Source organism: Curtobacterium sp. ME12 (genome assembly GCF_903970855.1).
GTDB lineage: Bacteria > Actinomycetota > Actinomycetes > Actinomycetales > Microbacteriaceae > Curtobacterium > Curtobacterium poinsettiae_A.
The window spans coordinates 40690-55447 of sequence record NZ_CAJCKD010000002.1; the positions used below are offsets into that span (position 1 = coordinate 40690).

Below are 14758 nucleotides of genomic sequence, written 5' to 3' on the forward strand. Positions count from 1 at the left end.
CTCGCCCTGGTGCCCCTTGCCCCGTTGGTCAGGAGGCCTTCGTGAACACGCCCGCAGAGCAACTGCCCTCGGCGACACCGGAAGCATCCGTGGCGCCGAAGGTCTTGCCGGTTGCTGTGCTCTTGCCCTGGATACAGAACGCGGACTTGTCGGCGTTCACCGTGTAGGTGAGCGTCGTGTCCGTCCCCGCGGTACTTCCCGCAGCCTTGTACGGGTCTGCCGCGAACTGGGCGGCGCTGATCGAAGCGGGAAGCGTCCCGGAGTCGGACTGCGTGACCACGGTCACGACGGCGGTCTTCGCGTTGGAGATGTCGGACTTGACGGCCGAGTTCTTCGCGTTGTTCTGCACGCTGATGTACACCGGGATGGCGATCGCGGCGAGGATGCCGATGATGATCACGACGACGAGCAGCTCGATGAGCGTGAAGCCCTTCTCGCCGTCCTTCAGGAGACCCTTGCGGCGAGCGTCGAGCTTGCCCATGAGAGCGAAGTACATGATTGTTTCCATTCTGCGGGGAATGTCGGGGAAATGGTTTCGGGGCTTGCTCGGCCGCCGCAGATCAGCGTATTGGTGGCGAATCCGGCGGCCAATCCCGAGAACGGGGGCCAAGCTGGACGCAGAACACCCCCAGTGCGGGGGAGGGTCGATATCGGGAATGCCCCCGCATGGGGGTGGAATGGTTAGGAAGCGTTCTGCACGACGTTGGTGATCTGGAAGATCGGCATGTACAGCGCGATGATCATCCCGCCCACCACCACCCCCAGGAACGCGATGAGCAGCGGCTCGATCAGCGAAGTCAGGGCATCGGTGGTCGCCTCGACCTCGGCGTCGTAGAACACCGCGATCTTCTCGAGCATGATCTCGAGGGAACCGGCATCTTCACCGACAGCGACCATCTGCGTCACCATTGCCGGGAAAACAGATTCTGCGGCGAGCGGCACCGCGATCGATTCACCTTTCCGCACCGAATCTGCGACATTGTCGAGCGCGCGCTTCACGACGAAGTTGTTCGACACTTCCCCGACGATCCGCAATGCCTGCAGAATGGGAACACCCGCGCCGATCATGTTCGAGAAATTACGGGCGAACCGAGCGATGACGATCTTCTTCTGCAAGGGGCCGAAGACGGGCAGCCGCAAGGTGATCGGATCGATGAACGCCCGGACGCGTTCGGTGTTCTTGTTCGCCCGCCACCAGAGCCACGCCAGCACGACGACGATCGCCAGCGGGATCGCGATGTACCGCATGGCGTGTGACAGCGTCACGAGGATCTGCGTCGGCAGCGGGAGCGTGCCGCCGAGTGACGAGAACATGTCCTGGAAGATCGGGACGATGAAGATGAGCATGATGGCGACCGCCACCAGGGACATCACGAGCACGACCACCGGGTAGGTCATCGCCGACTTGATCGTCGAGCGGAGCTTGTGCTCCTTCTCGAAGTTCGTCGCGATGGAGTCCATGGCCTGGTCGAGGAACCCGCCGGTCTCCCCCGCACGGATCATGTTGATCATGATCGGCGGGAAGTCGACCGGGTACTTCGCGACGGCGTCGGAGAACGAGACGCCGCGCTCGACGTCGTCGCGCACCTTGCCGAGGATGTCCTTGAGCTTCTTGTTCTCGGTCTGGTCGGACAGGATCGTGAGGGTCCGCAGGAGCGAGAGCCCCGAGGTGAGCATCGTCGAGGCCTGCCGCGACATGATCGCCAGGTCCTTGAGCCCGACGCCCTTCTCGAACCCGGGAATCTTGATCTCGGTCTGCAGTCCGGTGCCGGCCTTGGCCTCGGTGATGGCGATCGGCGAGACGCCCATCCCCCGGAGACGCTGGACGACGGCCCCTTCGGACGCGGCGTCGAGGCGGCCCTTCACGAGCTTGCCGGCGCCGTCCCGCCCGCGGTAGTCGAACGCGAGTGACATCAGTAGCCTCCGGAGAACTTGTCGCCGAAGTCGATGCCGCTGGCGGCGATCGCGGCGGCCGAGGAGTCGGACGGGGACTCGACGCGCTGGACGAGCCGGTCGAAGCCCTCTTCGTCGTGCACCTTCTCCATCGCGGCCTTGCGCGAGATGGTGCCGACGTTGACCAGTTCGGCGAGGTCCTGGTCCATGGTGTGCATGCCGAGGTCACGGCCTGCCTGCATGGCGGAGGTGATCTGGTACGTCTTGCCCTCGCGGATGAGGTTGCCGATGGCCGGGGTGATCGTCATGATCTCGGTGGCGACGACTCGGCCGACGCCGTTGGCCTTCGGCACGAGGGTCTGGCAGACGACACCCTGCAGGGTGGCCGCGAGCTGGGTGCGGATCTGCCCCTGCTGGTGCGGCGGGAAGACGTCGATGACGCGGTCGATCGTGCCCGGTGCGCTCTGCGTGTGCAGGGTGGCGAACACCAGGTGGCCGGTCTCGGCGGCGGTGAGTGCGACGGAGATGGTCTCGAGGTCGCGGAGCTCACCGATCAGGATGACGTCGGGGTCCTGCCGCAGCACGTGCTTGAGCGCGGAGGCGAAGGAGTGGGTGTCGGCGCCGACCTCGCGCTGGTTGATGATCGACCGCTTGTGGTCGTGCATGAACTCGATCGGGTCCTCGACCGTGACGATGTGGTCGGCGCGGCTCTCGTTGACCAGGTCGATGAGGGCGGCGAGGGTGGTCGACTTGCCCGAACCGGTCGGACCGGTGACGAGGACCAGGCCACGGGGCAGGCCGGCGAAGTCGCCGACGTGCGCGGGGATCCCGAGCTGCTTGAGCGTCTTGATCCTGGTGGGGATGATGCGGAACGCAGCTCCCCAGTTGCCGCGCTGCTGGTAGTAGTTCACGCGGAAGCGGTACTCCGGCGACAGCGAGTACGCGAAGTCGAGCTCCTGGTCGTGGTCGAACTGCCCGGCCTGTTCGACGGACAGCAGCGTCTTGAGTGCGGCGATGACCTTGCCGCGCGACCACGCGCCTCCGGGCACGGCCGGCCGGAGCGAGCCGTCCACGCGGACGGTGGGCGGGGCGTCGGCCGTGACGTGCAGGTCGGAGGCCCCCTGGTAGACGACCTGCGCCAGTGCGGTGATGAGGTCGGGGTCGGCGACCTCGCGCGCGTGCCGGGCGAAGTCGATGTCGCCGGCCGAGGCCGCGGCGGGGGCCGGAGCAGGTACCGGCGGTGTGGCGTGGTGGGCGCCGCTGTACGCGATGGCCGGCATCTGCTGGGTCGACGGCTCGGCGTACCCGTAGGTGGCGGTCGACGACGGTACCGCGGCGGGCGGCGTCGCCGGAGCGGTGGCGGACTGAGCCACGGGCGCAGCGACCGGACCACCCGCGGGCCCGGCAACCGGGCTCGCCACGGCCGTGCCGGCGGGCGCGGGCCACACCGCCGAGTCGTCCGTCAGGTCGTAGACCTGCTCCGGCGGGGCGGCGGCGGCCGCGGCCAGACGCGCGGCACGGCGGGAGCCGACCTCGGCGCCGGGGGTGCCGGGGTGCCACCCGGCGACGGGCTCGTCGCCGGGCATGGTGATGTCGTACACGGAGTCGGTCATCTGCTCGTCCTGTTCCCCGGTCACGCGACGACGCGCAGGATCTCGTCGACGCTCGTCATGCCGAGCTTGACCTTCTCGAAGCCGTCCTGGCGGAGCGTGAGCATGCCCTGCTGCTGGGCGACGCGGCTGATCTCCGCGCTCGAGGCACGACCGACGGCGAGCCGCTCGATCTCCTCGGTCACGGTCATGACCTCGTGCAGGGCGATGCGGCCGCGGTAACCGGTGTTCGAGCACACCGCGCAGCCGACCGGGGCGAAGAACGCGGGCATCTCGTCGCCGGCGCGCAGGAACCCGAGCGCCTGGAGCTGCTCGATCTCGTACACGGCTGGCGCCTTGCACCGGTCGCACAGCCGGCGGGCGAGTCGCTGGGCGACGACGGAGTCGAGGGCGGACCCGACCAGGAACGGCTCGATGTCCATCTCGGTCAGGCGGGTCACGGCTGACGGAGCGTCGTTGGTGTGCAGGGTCGAGAGCACGAGGTGCCCGGTGAGCGAGGCCTCGATCGCGATCTGGGCGGTCTCGTGGTCGCGGATCTCACCGAGCAGCACGACGTCGGGGTCGGAGCGGAGGATCGAGCGGAGCGCGGACGCGAACGTCAGGCCGGCCTTCGGGTTGACCTGCACCTGGTTGATGCCGGCCATCCGGTACTCGACCGGGTCCTCCACCGTGATGACGTTGATCTCGGGCTTCGCGACGGCGTTGAGGGTCGTATACAGCGTCGTCGACTTGCCCGAACCGGTGGGACCGGTGACCAGGATCATGCCGTACGGCTTCGAGTAGGACCGCTGGTACGCCTGGAAGTTCTGCTCGAGGAGGTTGAGGTCCTTGAGGGTCAGCGAGGTGTTCGTGTTGTCGAGGATCCGCATGACGACCTTCTCGCCCCACACGGTGGGCAGCGTCGCGACGCGGAGGTCGATCTGCCGGCCGCCGTGCCGTACGGACATGCGGCCGTCCTGCGGCTTGCGACGCTCGGCGATGTCGATGTCGCTCATGATCTTCAGGCGGCTGATCACGCCGTTCTGGATGTTCTTCGGCGCCGGTGCCATCTCGTGCAGCACACCGTCGATGCGGTACCGGATCCGGACCTCGTGCTCGCCGGGCTCGATGTGGATGTCGGACGCGTGGTCCTGGATGGCCTGCGACACGAGCAGGTTCACGAAGCGGACGATCGGGACGTCGTCGAGGGCACCGTCGGCGATGTCGACCTGCGCACTCGAGGTCGTCGACGCTTCTTCTTCGAGCGACGACGTCAGGTCGTTGAGTTCGTCGTCGGCGCGCAGGTACCGGTCGAGTGCGGCGACGAGGTCGCGCTCCTCGACCTGCAGCGGCTTGATCGCCCGGCCGGACGCCGTCCGGGCGTCGTCGATCGCGAGCACGTTCGTGGGGTTCACCATCGCGAGGATGAGCAGGTCGCCCTCGAACCCGACACCGAGCACGCCGTGACGCCGGCACAGCGGCGCCGGCAGGATCGACACCGCGGTGCCGTCGACGGGGTAGTCGCTCAACGGGACGGTGCGCGAGTTGTTCGACGCGGCCCGGGCGGTGATGAACTGGGCCTCGCTCACGACGCCCTGGTCGACCAGGCCGCGGATGGCGCGCTCGTCGAGGTCCTCGTCGCCCGTCATCGCATCGAGGTGCTCGATGGGCAGGGCGCCGTTCAGGATGAGGATCTCGGACAGGGTCGCCATGAGTCCCGTGCCTCCTTGGACTCGCGCACGGCGAGACGTCGTCGGGTGATGCGCCACCAGGGTTGTGGCGCCCGACCACGCTACTTCTGGGGCGCTGGCCGACCGCAGTCCCAGAAAGAGGGGGCGGAAGGGGTCCGGCTGCACCCAGAACTGGGGTCCACGACCGGTTCGGCCCCGGTCCGGGGGACGCCTCGGCCGGTTCGCGGTGGTCGTCGGAGGATGCATGTCCGCCAGCCTCCCGGACCCCCTACCGATCCCGGAACCCTGGCGAGCGGTCCGTGGAGAACGTCGGCGTGACAAGGGGTGTTGAGGAACGAGGCCGCCGTCCGACGCGGGCCGGACAGCGCGGCACCGCGGAATCCCTCTCGACGCGCGCCCCCACCCGGGCACATGATGAGACATGGACATCACGAGCGTGACCGTGGGGTTGCCCGTCAGCGACATCGAGGCGTCCTGCCTCTGGTACGGCGCGGTCTTCGAGCGCACCGAGCCGGACCTCGAGCCCGAGGACGGCGTCGCCGAGTACGAGGTCGGCGGCATCTGGATCCAGCTCTACGTCGACGAACAGGCCGAGGAGAACCCGGTCAGCGTCCGCTTCGGCGTCGACGACGTCGCCGCGCAGCACGCACGCATCGGCGCGCTCGGCATCGACATCGGCCCCGTCGAGTGCGTCGACGGTGCGGTCGACTGGTTCGACGTCCGCGACCCGGACGGCAACGTGCTGAGCCTGTTCTCGCTGGTCGACGAGACCGGTCGCGGTTCCGGCCGCGACAACGGCGCGGGCCGCGCGCTCTAGCCGCGACCCCACGGCGGACGGGAGGCCCGTGGCGGCCCCGCACCGCGCCTCCAGGCCGTCACGTGGTGACGACACGACGAAGGCCCCGTCTCCTTGCGGAGACGGGGCCTTCGTGGGATCACATCAGGCTCAGTTATACGTGCCCGGCGTGAAGTCGTCCGACGAGAAGCTGTCGAAGTCGACGAAGCTCAGGTCGGCGTCCGAGAACGACGAGTCGTCAGCGAAGATGCGGTTGGGGTACCGCTCCGCCTTCGCCTCTTCGGTCGCGTTCACGTCCACGTCGCGGTACCGGCTGAGGCCCGTCCCGGCGGGGATGAGCTTACCGATGATGACGTTCTCCTTGAGGCCGACGAGGTGGTCCTGCTTGCCCTCCATGGCCGCCTGCGTGAGCACGCGGGTGGTCTCCTGGAAGGAAGCGGCGGACAGCCACGACTCGGTCGCGAGGGACGCCTTCGTGATGCCCATGACCTCCTGGCGAGCCGAGGCGGTCTTGCGACCCTCCTGCAGCGCCGCACGGTTCAGCGCGTTGTAGCGCGACCGGTCGACGAGCTCACCCGGCAGCAGGTCGGTGTCGCCGTGGTCGACGACGGTGACCTTGCGGAGCATCTGGCGGACGATGACCTCGATGTGCTTGTCGTGGATCGGCACACCCTGCGAGCCGTAGACGTCCTGCACACCGTTGACCAGGTGCTTCTGGACCTCTCGGACACCCTTGACCCGGAGGACTTCCTTCGGGTCGACGGTGCCGGCGATGAACTGCTCGCCGAGCTCGACGTGCTGGTTGTCCTCGATGAGGAGCGTCGCACGCTTGAGCACCGGGTAGATGAACGGCTCGTCGCCGTTGTCCGGCGTGAGGATGATCCGACGACCCTTGTCCGTGTCCTCGACCACGACGCGGCCGGGGGCCTCGGCGATCGGGGACGCGCCCTTGGGGGTACGCGCCTCGAAGAGCTCCGTGACACGCGGGAGACCCTGGGTGATGTCGTCGGCCGAGGCCGAACCACCCGTGTGGAAGGTACGCATCGTCAGCTGGGTACCGGGCTCACCGATGGACTGGGCGGCGATGATGCCGACCGCCTCGCCGATGTCGACGAGGTTGCCCGTGGCGAGCGAACGGCCGTAGCACTTCGCGCAGACACCGACGGCGGACTCGCAGGTCAGGACCGAGCGCACCTTGATGCTCTCGACGCCGGCCGCGAGCAGCTTGTCGATGAGCACGTCACCGACGTCCTCACCGGCCTCTGCCACGACCGTGCCCTGTGCGTCCACGGCCTCGGTGGCCAGGGTGCGGGAGTACACGGTGTTCTCGACGCGCGGGTCGCGGACGAGCTTGCCGTCGGCGTCCACGGTCGCGATCGGCAGCTCGAGGCCACGCGTCGTGCCGCAGTCGTCCTCGCGGATGATGACGTCCTGCGAGACGTCCACGAGACGACGGGTGAGGTACCCGGAGTCCGCGGTACGGAGCGCGGTGTCGGCAAGACCCTTCCGAGCACCGTGGGTGGCGATGAAGTACTCCGCCACGGTCAGGCCCTCGCGGTACGAGTTGATGATCGGGCGGGCGATGATCTCGCCCTTCGGGTTGTTCACCAGACCACGCATACCGGCGATGTTGCGGACCTGGAGCCAGTTACCACGAGCACCCGACGACACCATGCGGTTGATGGTGTTGTCGACCGGGAAGTTGTCGCGCATCTCCTGCGCGATCTCGTTCGTGGCCTCGGTCCAGATCTTGATCAGGTCGGCGCGACGCTCGGAGTCGGTGATCAGACCCTTGTCGAACTCGCCCTGCACCTTGGCGGCCTGGACCTCGTAGCCCGCGATGATCTCCTTCTTGCGAGGAGGCGTCACGACGTCCGACAGGGCGACGGTCACACCGGAGCGGGTGCCCCAGTAGAAGCCGGCGTCCTTGATCCGGTCGAGCGCAGCGGCCGTCTCGGTCTTGGAGTAGCGCTCGGCGAGGTCGTTGACGATCGCGGAGAGCACGCCCTTGTCCGTGACCTTCTGGACGAACGGGTAGTTCGCCGGAAGGGTCTCGTTGAAGAGCGCACGGCCCAGGGTGGTCTCGAGCAGCACGGTGTCGCCCTGCTCGTAGCCCTCGGGTGCTTCACCCTCGGCGAAGTGGACACCCGTCATGCGGATCTTCACCATCGCGTTGAGGTGCAGCGTGTGCTGGTCGTTCGCCAGGATCGCCTCGGCCACCGACGAGAACGCACGACCCTCGCCCACGGCGCCCTCGCGGACGGTCGTGAGGTGGTGCAGACCGATGATCATGTCCTGTGCGGGCAGGGTCACCGGGCGGCCGTCGGACGGCTTCAGGATGTTGTTCGAGGCGAGCATCAGGATGCGGGCCTCGGCCTGGGCCTCGACCGACAGCGGCAGGTGCACGGCCATCTGGTCACCGTCGAAGTCCGCGTTGAACGCAGCACACACGAGCGGGTGGAGCTGGATGGCCTTGCCCTCGACGAGCTGCGGCTCGAACGCCTGGATGCCCAGACGGTGCAGCGTCGGCGCACGGTTCAGCAGGACGGGGCGCTCGCGGATGATCTCCTCGAGCACGTCCCACACCTGCGGACGCGAACGCTCGACCATGCGCTTGGCCGACTTGATGTTCTGCGCGTGCGACAGGTCGATGAGGCGCTTGATCACGAACGGCTTGAAGAGCTCGAGCGCCATCTGCTTGGGCAGACCGCACTGGTGCAGCTTCAGCTGCGGGCCGACGATGATGACCGAACGGCCCGAGTAGTCGACGCGCTTGCCGAGCAGGTTCTGGCGGAAACGACCCTGCTTGCCCTTGAGCATGTCGCTCAGGGACTTCAGGGCACGGTTGCCGGTACCCGTGACCGGACGACCACGACGACCGTTGTCGAACAGCGCGTCAACGGCTTCCTGCAGCATGCGCTTCTCGTTGTTCACGATGATCTCGGGGGCACCGAGGTCGAGCAGGCGGCGGAGACGGTTGTTGCGGTTGATCACACGACGGTAGAGGTCGTTGAGGTCCGACGTGGCGAAACGGCCACCGTCGAGCTGCACCATCGGGCGCAGCTCCGGCGGGATGACCGGCACGACGCCGAGCACCATCGCGGCCGGCGAGTTGCCGGTGGCGAGGAAGGAGCTGACGACGCGCAGACGCTTGATCGCGCGGATCTTCTTCTGGCCCTTGCCCTCGGCGATCTGCAGACGCAGTGCCTCGGCCTCGGCGGCCAGGTCGAACGCCTCGAGCCGGAGCTTGATCGCCTCGGCGCCCATGTAGGCGTCGAAGTAGATCCCGAACCGGTCCTGGAGCTCGTGGAAGACGGCGTCCTCGGGCTTGAGGTCGCCCACCTTGAGGTTGCGGAAGTCCTCCCACACACGCTCGAGACGGGTGATGTCCTCGTCGAACGACTTCCGGACCTGGGACATCTCCTTCTCGGCGGTGTCCTTGGTGCGGCGCTTGACGTCGGCCTTCGCACCCTCTTCCTCAAGGGCTGCGAGGTCGTCCTCGAGCTTCTTGAGGCGGTCGGCGATGATCGAGTCGCGCTGGCCCTCGAGGGTCTTGATCTCGAGACGCATCTCGTTCTCGAGTCCCGGCATGTCCGCGTGACGGCCCTCTTCATCGATGTCGATGATCATGTACGCCGCGAAGTAGATGACCTTCTCGAGGTCCTTCGGCGCCATGTCGAGGAGGTACCCGAGGCGCGACGGGACGCCCTTGAAGTACCAGATGTGCGTGACGGGGGCAGCGAGCTCGATGTGGCCCATGCGCTCACGACGGACCGAGGACTTGGTGACCTCGACGCCGCAGCGCTCGCAGACGATGCCCTTGAACCGGACACGCTTGTACTTGCCGCAGGCGCACTCCCAGTCGCGGGAAGGACCGAAGATCTGCTCGCCGAACAGACCGTCCTTCTCGGGCTTCAGGGTGCGGTAGTTGATGGTCTCCGGCTTCTTGACCTCGCCGTACGACCACTGACGGATGTCCTCGGCGGTCGCGAGGCCGATCCGAATGGCGTCAAAGGAAGTTGCTTCGAGCAATGTTCTTCTCTCTTGCTGATTCAGGCTTCGATGTACGGGCGGGATCAGATGTCGTCGACGGAGGACGACTCGAACCGCGAGGAGATGTTGATGCCCAGCTCCTCCGCAGCGCGGAAGACCTCGTCATCGTTGTCGCGCAGGCTGACCGCCTGGCCGTCGGCCGAGAGGACCTCGACGTTCAGGCAGAGCGACTGCATCTCCTTCATGAGGACCTTGAAGGACTCGGGGATGCCGGGTTCCTGGATGTTCTCGCCCTTGACGATCGCCTCGTAGACCTTCACGCGGCCGAGGATGTCGTCGGACTTGATCGTCAGGAGCTCCTGGAGGGCGTAGGCGGCGCCGTACGCTTCGAGCGCCCACACCTCCATCTCACCGAATCGCTGTCCACCGAACTGCGCCTTACCACCCAGCGGCTGCTGCGTGATCATCGAGTACGGACCGGTCGAACGCGCGTGGATCTTGTCGTCGACCAGGTGGTGCAGCTTGAGGATGTACATGTAGCCGACCGAGACGGGCTCCGGGAACGGCTCGCCGGAGCGGCCGTCGAAGAGCTGCGCCTTGCCGGACGAGCCGATCAGGCGCTCGCCGTCGCGGTTCGGGAGGGTCGAGTCGAGGAGGCCCTCGATCTCGCGCTCGTACGCACCGTCGAACACCGGGGTGGCGACCTTGGTGCCGGGCTCGGCGCTGCGGGCCGCCTCGGGGAGGGCGGAAGCCCACTCCTGGATGCCCTCGACGTTCCAGCCCTGCTTGGCGAGCCACCCGAGGTGGATCTCGAGCACCTGGCCGAAGTTCATGCGGCCGGGGACGCCGAGCGGGTTGAGGACGATGTCGACGGGGGTGCCGTCGGCGAGGAACGGCATGTCTTCGACCGGGAGGATGGTCGAGATGACGCCCTTGTTGCCGTGACGACCGGCGAGCTTGTCACCCGCGGTGATCTTGCGCTTCTGGGCGATGTAGACGACCACGCGCTGGTTGACACCGGAGCCGAGTTCGTCGTCACCGTCCTGCGAGTCGAACACCTTGACGCCGATGATCGTGCCCTCTTCACCGTGGGGCACCTTGAGCGAGGTGTCGCGGACTTCGCGCGACTTCTCGTTGAAGATGGCACGGAGCAGACGCTCCTCGGCGCTCAGCTCGGTCTCGCCCTTCGGCGTGACCTTGCCGACGAGGATGTCGCCGGGGCGGACCTCGGCACCGATGCGGATGATGCCGCGCTCGTCGAGGTCGGCCAGCAGGTCCGGGCTGACGTTGGGGAGGTCACGGGTGATCTCCTCCTTGCCGAGCTTCGTGTCGCGGGCGTCGACCTCGTACTCCTCGATGTGGATCGAGGAGAGCGTGTCGTCCTTGATGAGGTTCTGCGACAGGATCATCGCGTCCTCGTAGTTGTAGCCCTCCCACGGCATGAACGCGACGAGGAGGTTCTTGCCGAGCGCGAGCTCGCCGTTCTCCGTCGCGGGACCGTCGGCGATGACCTCGCCCTGCTCCACGCGCTCGCCTGCGGAGACGATGACGCGGTGGTTGTAGCTCGTGCCCTGGTTGGAGCGGTCGAACTTGCGCAGGTAGTAGGTCTGCGTGCCGCCCTCGTCGAGCTGCAGGGTGACGGCGTCGGCCGAGACCTCGGAGACGACACCGGCCTTGTCGGCGGTGACGACGTCGCCGGCGTCGATGGCCGTGTAGCCCTCCATGCCGGTGCCGACGAGCGGCGACTCGGAACGGAGCAGCGGGACGGCCTGACGCTGCATGTTCGCACCCATGAGGGCACGGTTCGCGTCGTCGTGCTCGAGGAACGGGATGAGCGACGTCGCGACCGACACCATCTGGCGCGGGGAGACGTCCATGTAGTCGACCTCGTCCTTGGCGACGAGTTCGACCTCGCCACCCTTCTTGCGGACGAGCACCTTGTCGTCGGCGAAGTGGAAGTCGTTCGTCAGCGGGGCGTTGGCCTGCGCGACGACGAAGTCGTCCTCTTCCGAAGCGGTGAGGTAGTCGATGGTCTTCGTGACCTCGCCGTTGACGACGCGACGGTACGGGGTCTCGATGAAGCCGAAGGAGTTGATCCGACCGAACGACGCGAGCGAACCGATCAGGCCGATGTTCGGGCCTTCCGGGGTCTCGATCGGGCACATGCGGCCGTAGTGCGACGGGTGGACGTCACGGACCTCGACGCCGGCACGCTCACGGGACAGACCACCCGGGCCGAGGGCCGAGAGACGACGCTTGTGCGTCAGACCCGCGAGCGGGTTGTTCTGGTCCATGAACTGCGACAGCTGGGACGTTCCGAAGAACTCCTTGATCGCGGCGACGACCGGGCGCACGTTGATGAGCGTCTGGGGCGTGATCGCCTCGATGTCCTGCGTGGTCATGCGCTCGCGGACGACGCGCTCCATGCGGGACAGACCCGTGCGGACCTGGTTCTGGATGAGCTCGCCGACGGCGCGGATGCGACGGTTGCCGAAGTGGTCGATGTCGTCCACGTCGAGGCGCAGCTGCACCGGCTCGCCGTCACGGACGCCGTCGATCGTGGTGCGCTCAGCGTGCAGCGACACCAGGTACTTGATCGTCGCGACGATGTCCTTGACGGTGAGCACCGAGTCGGACAGCGGGGCGTCCATGCCGAGCTTGCGGTTGACCTTGTAGCGGCCGACCTTCGCCAGGTCGTAGCGCTTCGGGTTGAAGTAGAAGTTGTCGAGGAGCGCACGCGCGGCCTCGGCAGCGACCTGCTCGCCCGGACGGAGCTTGCGGTAGATGTCCTTGAGCGCCTCTTCCTTCGTGAGGACGGCGTCCTTCTCGAGGGTCGACTCGATCGACGCGAAGCCCTGGAACTCGTCCATGATCTCTTCGCTCGTCAGGCCGAGGGCCTTGAGGAAGACGGTCACGGACTGCTTGCGCTTGCGGTCGATGCGCACGCCCACCTGGTCGCGCTTGTCGATCTCGAACTCGAGCCAGGCACCACGCGACGGGATGATCCGCGCCGAGTAGATGTCCTTGTCGGAGGTCTTCTCCTGCTGGCGCTCGAAGTACACGCCGGGCGAACGGACGAGCTGCGACACGACGACGCGCTCGGTGCCGTTGATGATGAACGTGCCGCGTTCGGTCATGAGCGGGAAGTCGCCCATGAAGACCGTCTGCGTCTTGATCTCACCCGTCATGTGGTTCATGAACTCGGCGTTGACGTACAGCGGAGCGGCGTAGGTCTTGCCGCGCTCCTTGCAGTCGTCGATCGAGTACTTCGGGTCTTCGAGCTCCGGCGCGGTGAACGAGAGCTGCATGGTCTCGCCGAGGTCCTCGATCGGGGAGATCTCCTCGAAGATCTCCTCGAGCCCCGAGTGCAGCGCGAGGTCGGTACGACCCTGCTCCTGCCCTTCGGCGAGGCGGGCCTTCCAGACGTCGTTGCCGACGAGCCAGTCGAAGCTCTCCGTCTGGAGTGCGAGCAGATCAGGAACCGTGAGGGTGTCCGTGATCTTGGCGAACGAGAGTCGCGAGTGGTTGCGACCGTTCTTGGGGTTGGTGGATGCGTTGGGCGCAGCAGCCAAGGGTGTGACCTCCGGTAGGCCCCGTCGGGCCGACACTGACGAGCAGTGTGTAGGTGAGTGGATTGATCGCTCGGCGAACCCTGAGATGCAAGCCCTGCGACCACGCCGACGCGTGCCTGACGCGGAACGTCGGTGCACGTGTGGGATGATCTCCGTGAGCGGTACCCGCCGCCATATACGGGTCCGGCTGCACCAGGGCGAGATGAGTTTCTGTCTCAGAACTCTGCGTCGACCGCAATATGACGACACGGATGCCAGGGAGCGCGAACTGTCATCATAGTTCGCTCCGTGGCGCGCTGTCCAGTCCCGGCTTGACCGGATTCGGCAGTGGCGTGTATAAGCCACCACACGCCGCTTCCATTCCCGCGGTCAGCAGGGTTCCGGATCAGCGGAGCCCCCGATCAGCCGAGGCGCTCGCGCTCGCTGTAGTCCGCGCCTCCCGGCCCGCCCGGCAGTCCCGCCAGCGCACGGAACGCGTCCTCCGGGCGACGTGTGCGGACGAACGTGACCCGGCCCCGGTCGTCGGTGAGCTCGATCCCGAGCCCGGGCGTGAGGATGAGCGCACGCTCGCCGCGACGGATCCGCAGGCCGACGCCACCGTAGGTGGCCGCGTCCGCCTCGACCAGACGGACGTCGGTGATCCGCCGGCGCGGGATGCGCCGCGGCGGGAGCGGACGGAAGTGCAGGGTCACGTGCCGCTCGGTGACGGTGAACCCGGCACGGGCGAGCAGGAGCAGCGACCCGAGGGCGACGGCGAGCAGGGCCGGCACCAGCAGGGCGATCTCCGGCGCGTCCCCGGGCCAGCCGAGCACGGCGGCGGACAGGCCGGCGCCACCGAGGAGCAGCGTCGTGCCGACGACCCGCATCCAGGTGGGCGCCGTCTCGCGGTCGGCGTGGAACGGCAGGGCGGCGCGGGACGGATGGGCGGCGCGGGACGGCCGGGAGGCCCGGACCACCCGGGTGGGTCGGGTTCCGGACCGGTGGGTGTCCGGGTCGGCGAGGCGTGCGGTGGGCACGCTCATGGTGTCGGCGGTCATGACGGAGGTCTCCTGCGGCGGATCAGCAGTGGTGCACTCGTCATCGGGTGCGGTGCGTTCGACGGCCAGCGCGCGCGGGTGACCGGAGGGGTGGCGCGCAGCAGCACGCCGACGACGCGCACGCTCGAGCGGTGGGGTCGCTCACGGGCACGTCGTGGTCACGGTGTCCGGGCGGACGCGTGGTGTG

At 67.4% G+C, this 14758-nt stretch carries 8 protein-coding genes; 1 reads left to right on the forward strand and 7 read right to left on the reverse strand.

Going from position 1 to position 14758, the window contains the following annotated elements; genetic code table 11:
- Positions 1-28: 28 nt before the first annotated feature.
- From H7A73_RS01615 to H7A73_RS01630, 4 genes are all read right to left on the reverse strand, one after another.
- Positions 29-496, reverse strand: coding sequence for a type II secretion system protein (locus H7A73_RS01615; RefSeq protein ID WP_182064371.1), 468 nt, complete (start codon positions 494-496; stop codon positions 29-31).
- A 185-nt stretch (positions 497-681) separates the two neighbouring features.
- Positions 682-1914: a type II secretion system F family protein gene (locus H7A73_RS01620; RefSeq protein WP_182064372.1), complete on the reverse strand. Its 1233-nt coding sequence runs from the start codon at positions 1912-1914 to the stop codon at positions 682-684.
- On the reverse strand, positions 1914-3506 hold the full coding sequence (locus H7A73_RS01625) for a type IV pilus twitching motility protein PilT (protein ID WP_310648847.1): 1593 nt from the start codon (positions 3504-3506) through the stop codon (positions 1914-1916). The genes H7A73_RS01620 and H7A73_RS01625 overlap by 1 nt, the downstream gene beginning before the upstream one ends.
- A gap of 20 nt (positions 3507-3526) precedes the next feature.
- Positions 3527-5194 carry a GspE/PulE family protein gene (locus H7A73_RS01630; protein WP_182064373.1) on the reverse strand — a complete coding sequence of 556 codons (1668 nt, stop codon included), beginning with the start codon at positions 5192-5194 and terminating at the stop codon, positions 3527-3529.
- A 400-nt stretch (positions 5195-5594) separates the two neighbouring features.
- On the opposite strand from H7A73_RS01630, the gene H7A73_RS01635 reads away from it, so the two are divergent.
- The gene (locus H7A73_RS01635; protein ID WP_071245506.1) at positions 5595-5990 is read left to right on the forward strand and encodes a VOC family protein; all 396 of its coding nucleotides are present in this window, start codon (positions 5595-5597) and stop codon (positions 5988-5990) included.
- A gap of 129 nt (positions 5991-6119) precedes the next feature.
- On the opposite strand, the gene rpoC is transcribed toward H7A73_RS01635, so the two are convergent.
- From rpoC to H7A73_RS01650, 3 genes are all read right to left on the reverse strand, one after another.
- On the reverse strand, positions 6120-10001 hold the full coding sequence (gene rpoC / locus H7A73_RS01640; protein ID WP_111191875.1) for a DNA-directed RNA polymerase subunit beta': 3882 nt from the start codon (positions 9999-10001) through the stop codon (positions 6120-6122).
- 44 nt (positions 10002-10045) lie between these two features.
- Positions 10046-13534, reverse strand: coding sequence for a DNA-directed RNA polymerase subunit beta (gene rpoB, locus H7A73_RS01645; protein ID WP_182064374.1), 3489 nt, complete (start codon positions 13532-13534; stop codon positions 10046-10048).
- A 401-nt stretch (positions 13535-13935) separates the two neighbouring features.
- Positions 13936-14571 carry a hypothetical protein gene (locus H7A73_RS01650; protein WP_182064375.1) on the reverse strand — a complete coding sequence of 212 codons (636 nt, stop codon included), beginning with the start codon at positions 14569-14571 and terminating at the stop codon, positions 13936-13938.
- Between the last annotated feature and the right edge of the window lie 187 nt (positions 14572-14758).

Bases quoted from the DNA above. Each gene is read 5' to 3' on its own strand.
- H7A73_RS01625 (WP_310648847.1), bottom strand. From the start codon at position 3,506: ATGACCGACTCCGTGTACGACATCACCATGCCCGGCGACGAGCCCGTC.
- H7A73_RS01615 (WP_182064371.1), bottom strand. From the start codon at position 496: ATGTACTTCGCTCTCATGGGCAAGCTCGACGCTCGCCGCAAGGGTCTC.
- H7A73_RS01635 (WP_071245506.1), top strand. From the start codon at position 5,595: ATGGACATCACGAGCGTGACCGTGGGGTTGCCCGTCAGCGACATCGAG.
- H7A73_RS01630 (WP_182064373.1), bottom strand. From the start codon at position 5,194: ATGGCGACCCTGTCCGAGATCCTCATCCTGAACGGCGCCCTGCCCATC.
- H7A73_RS01650 (WP_182064375.1), bottom strand. From the start codon at position 14,571: ATGACCGCCGACACCATGAGCGTGCCCACCGCACGCCTCGCCGACCCG.
- H7A73_RS01620 (WP_182064372.1), bottom strand. From the start codon at position 1,914: ATGTCACTCGCGTTCGACTACCGCGGGCGGGACGGCGCCGGCAAGCTC.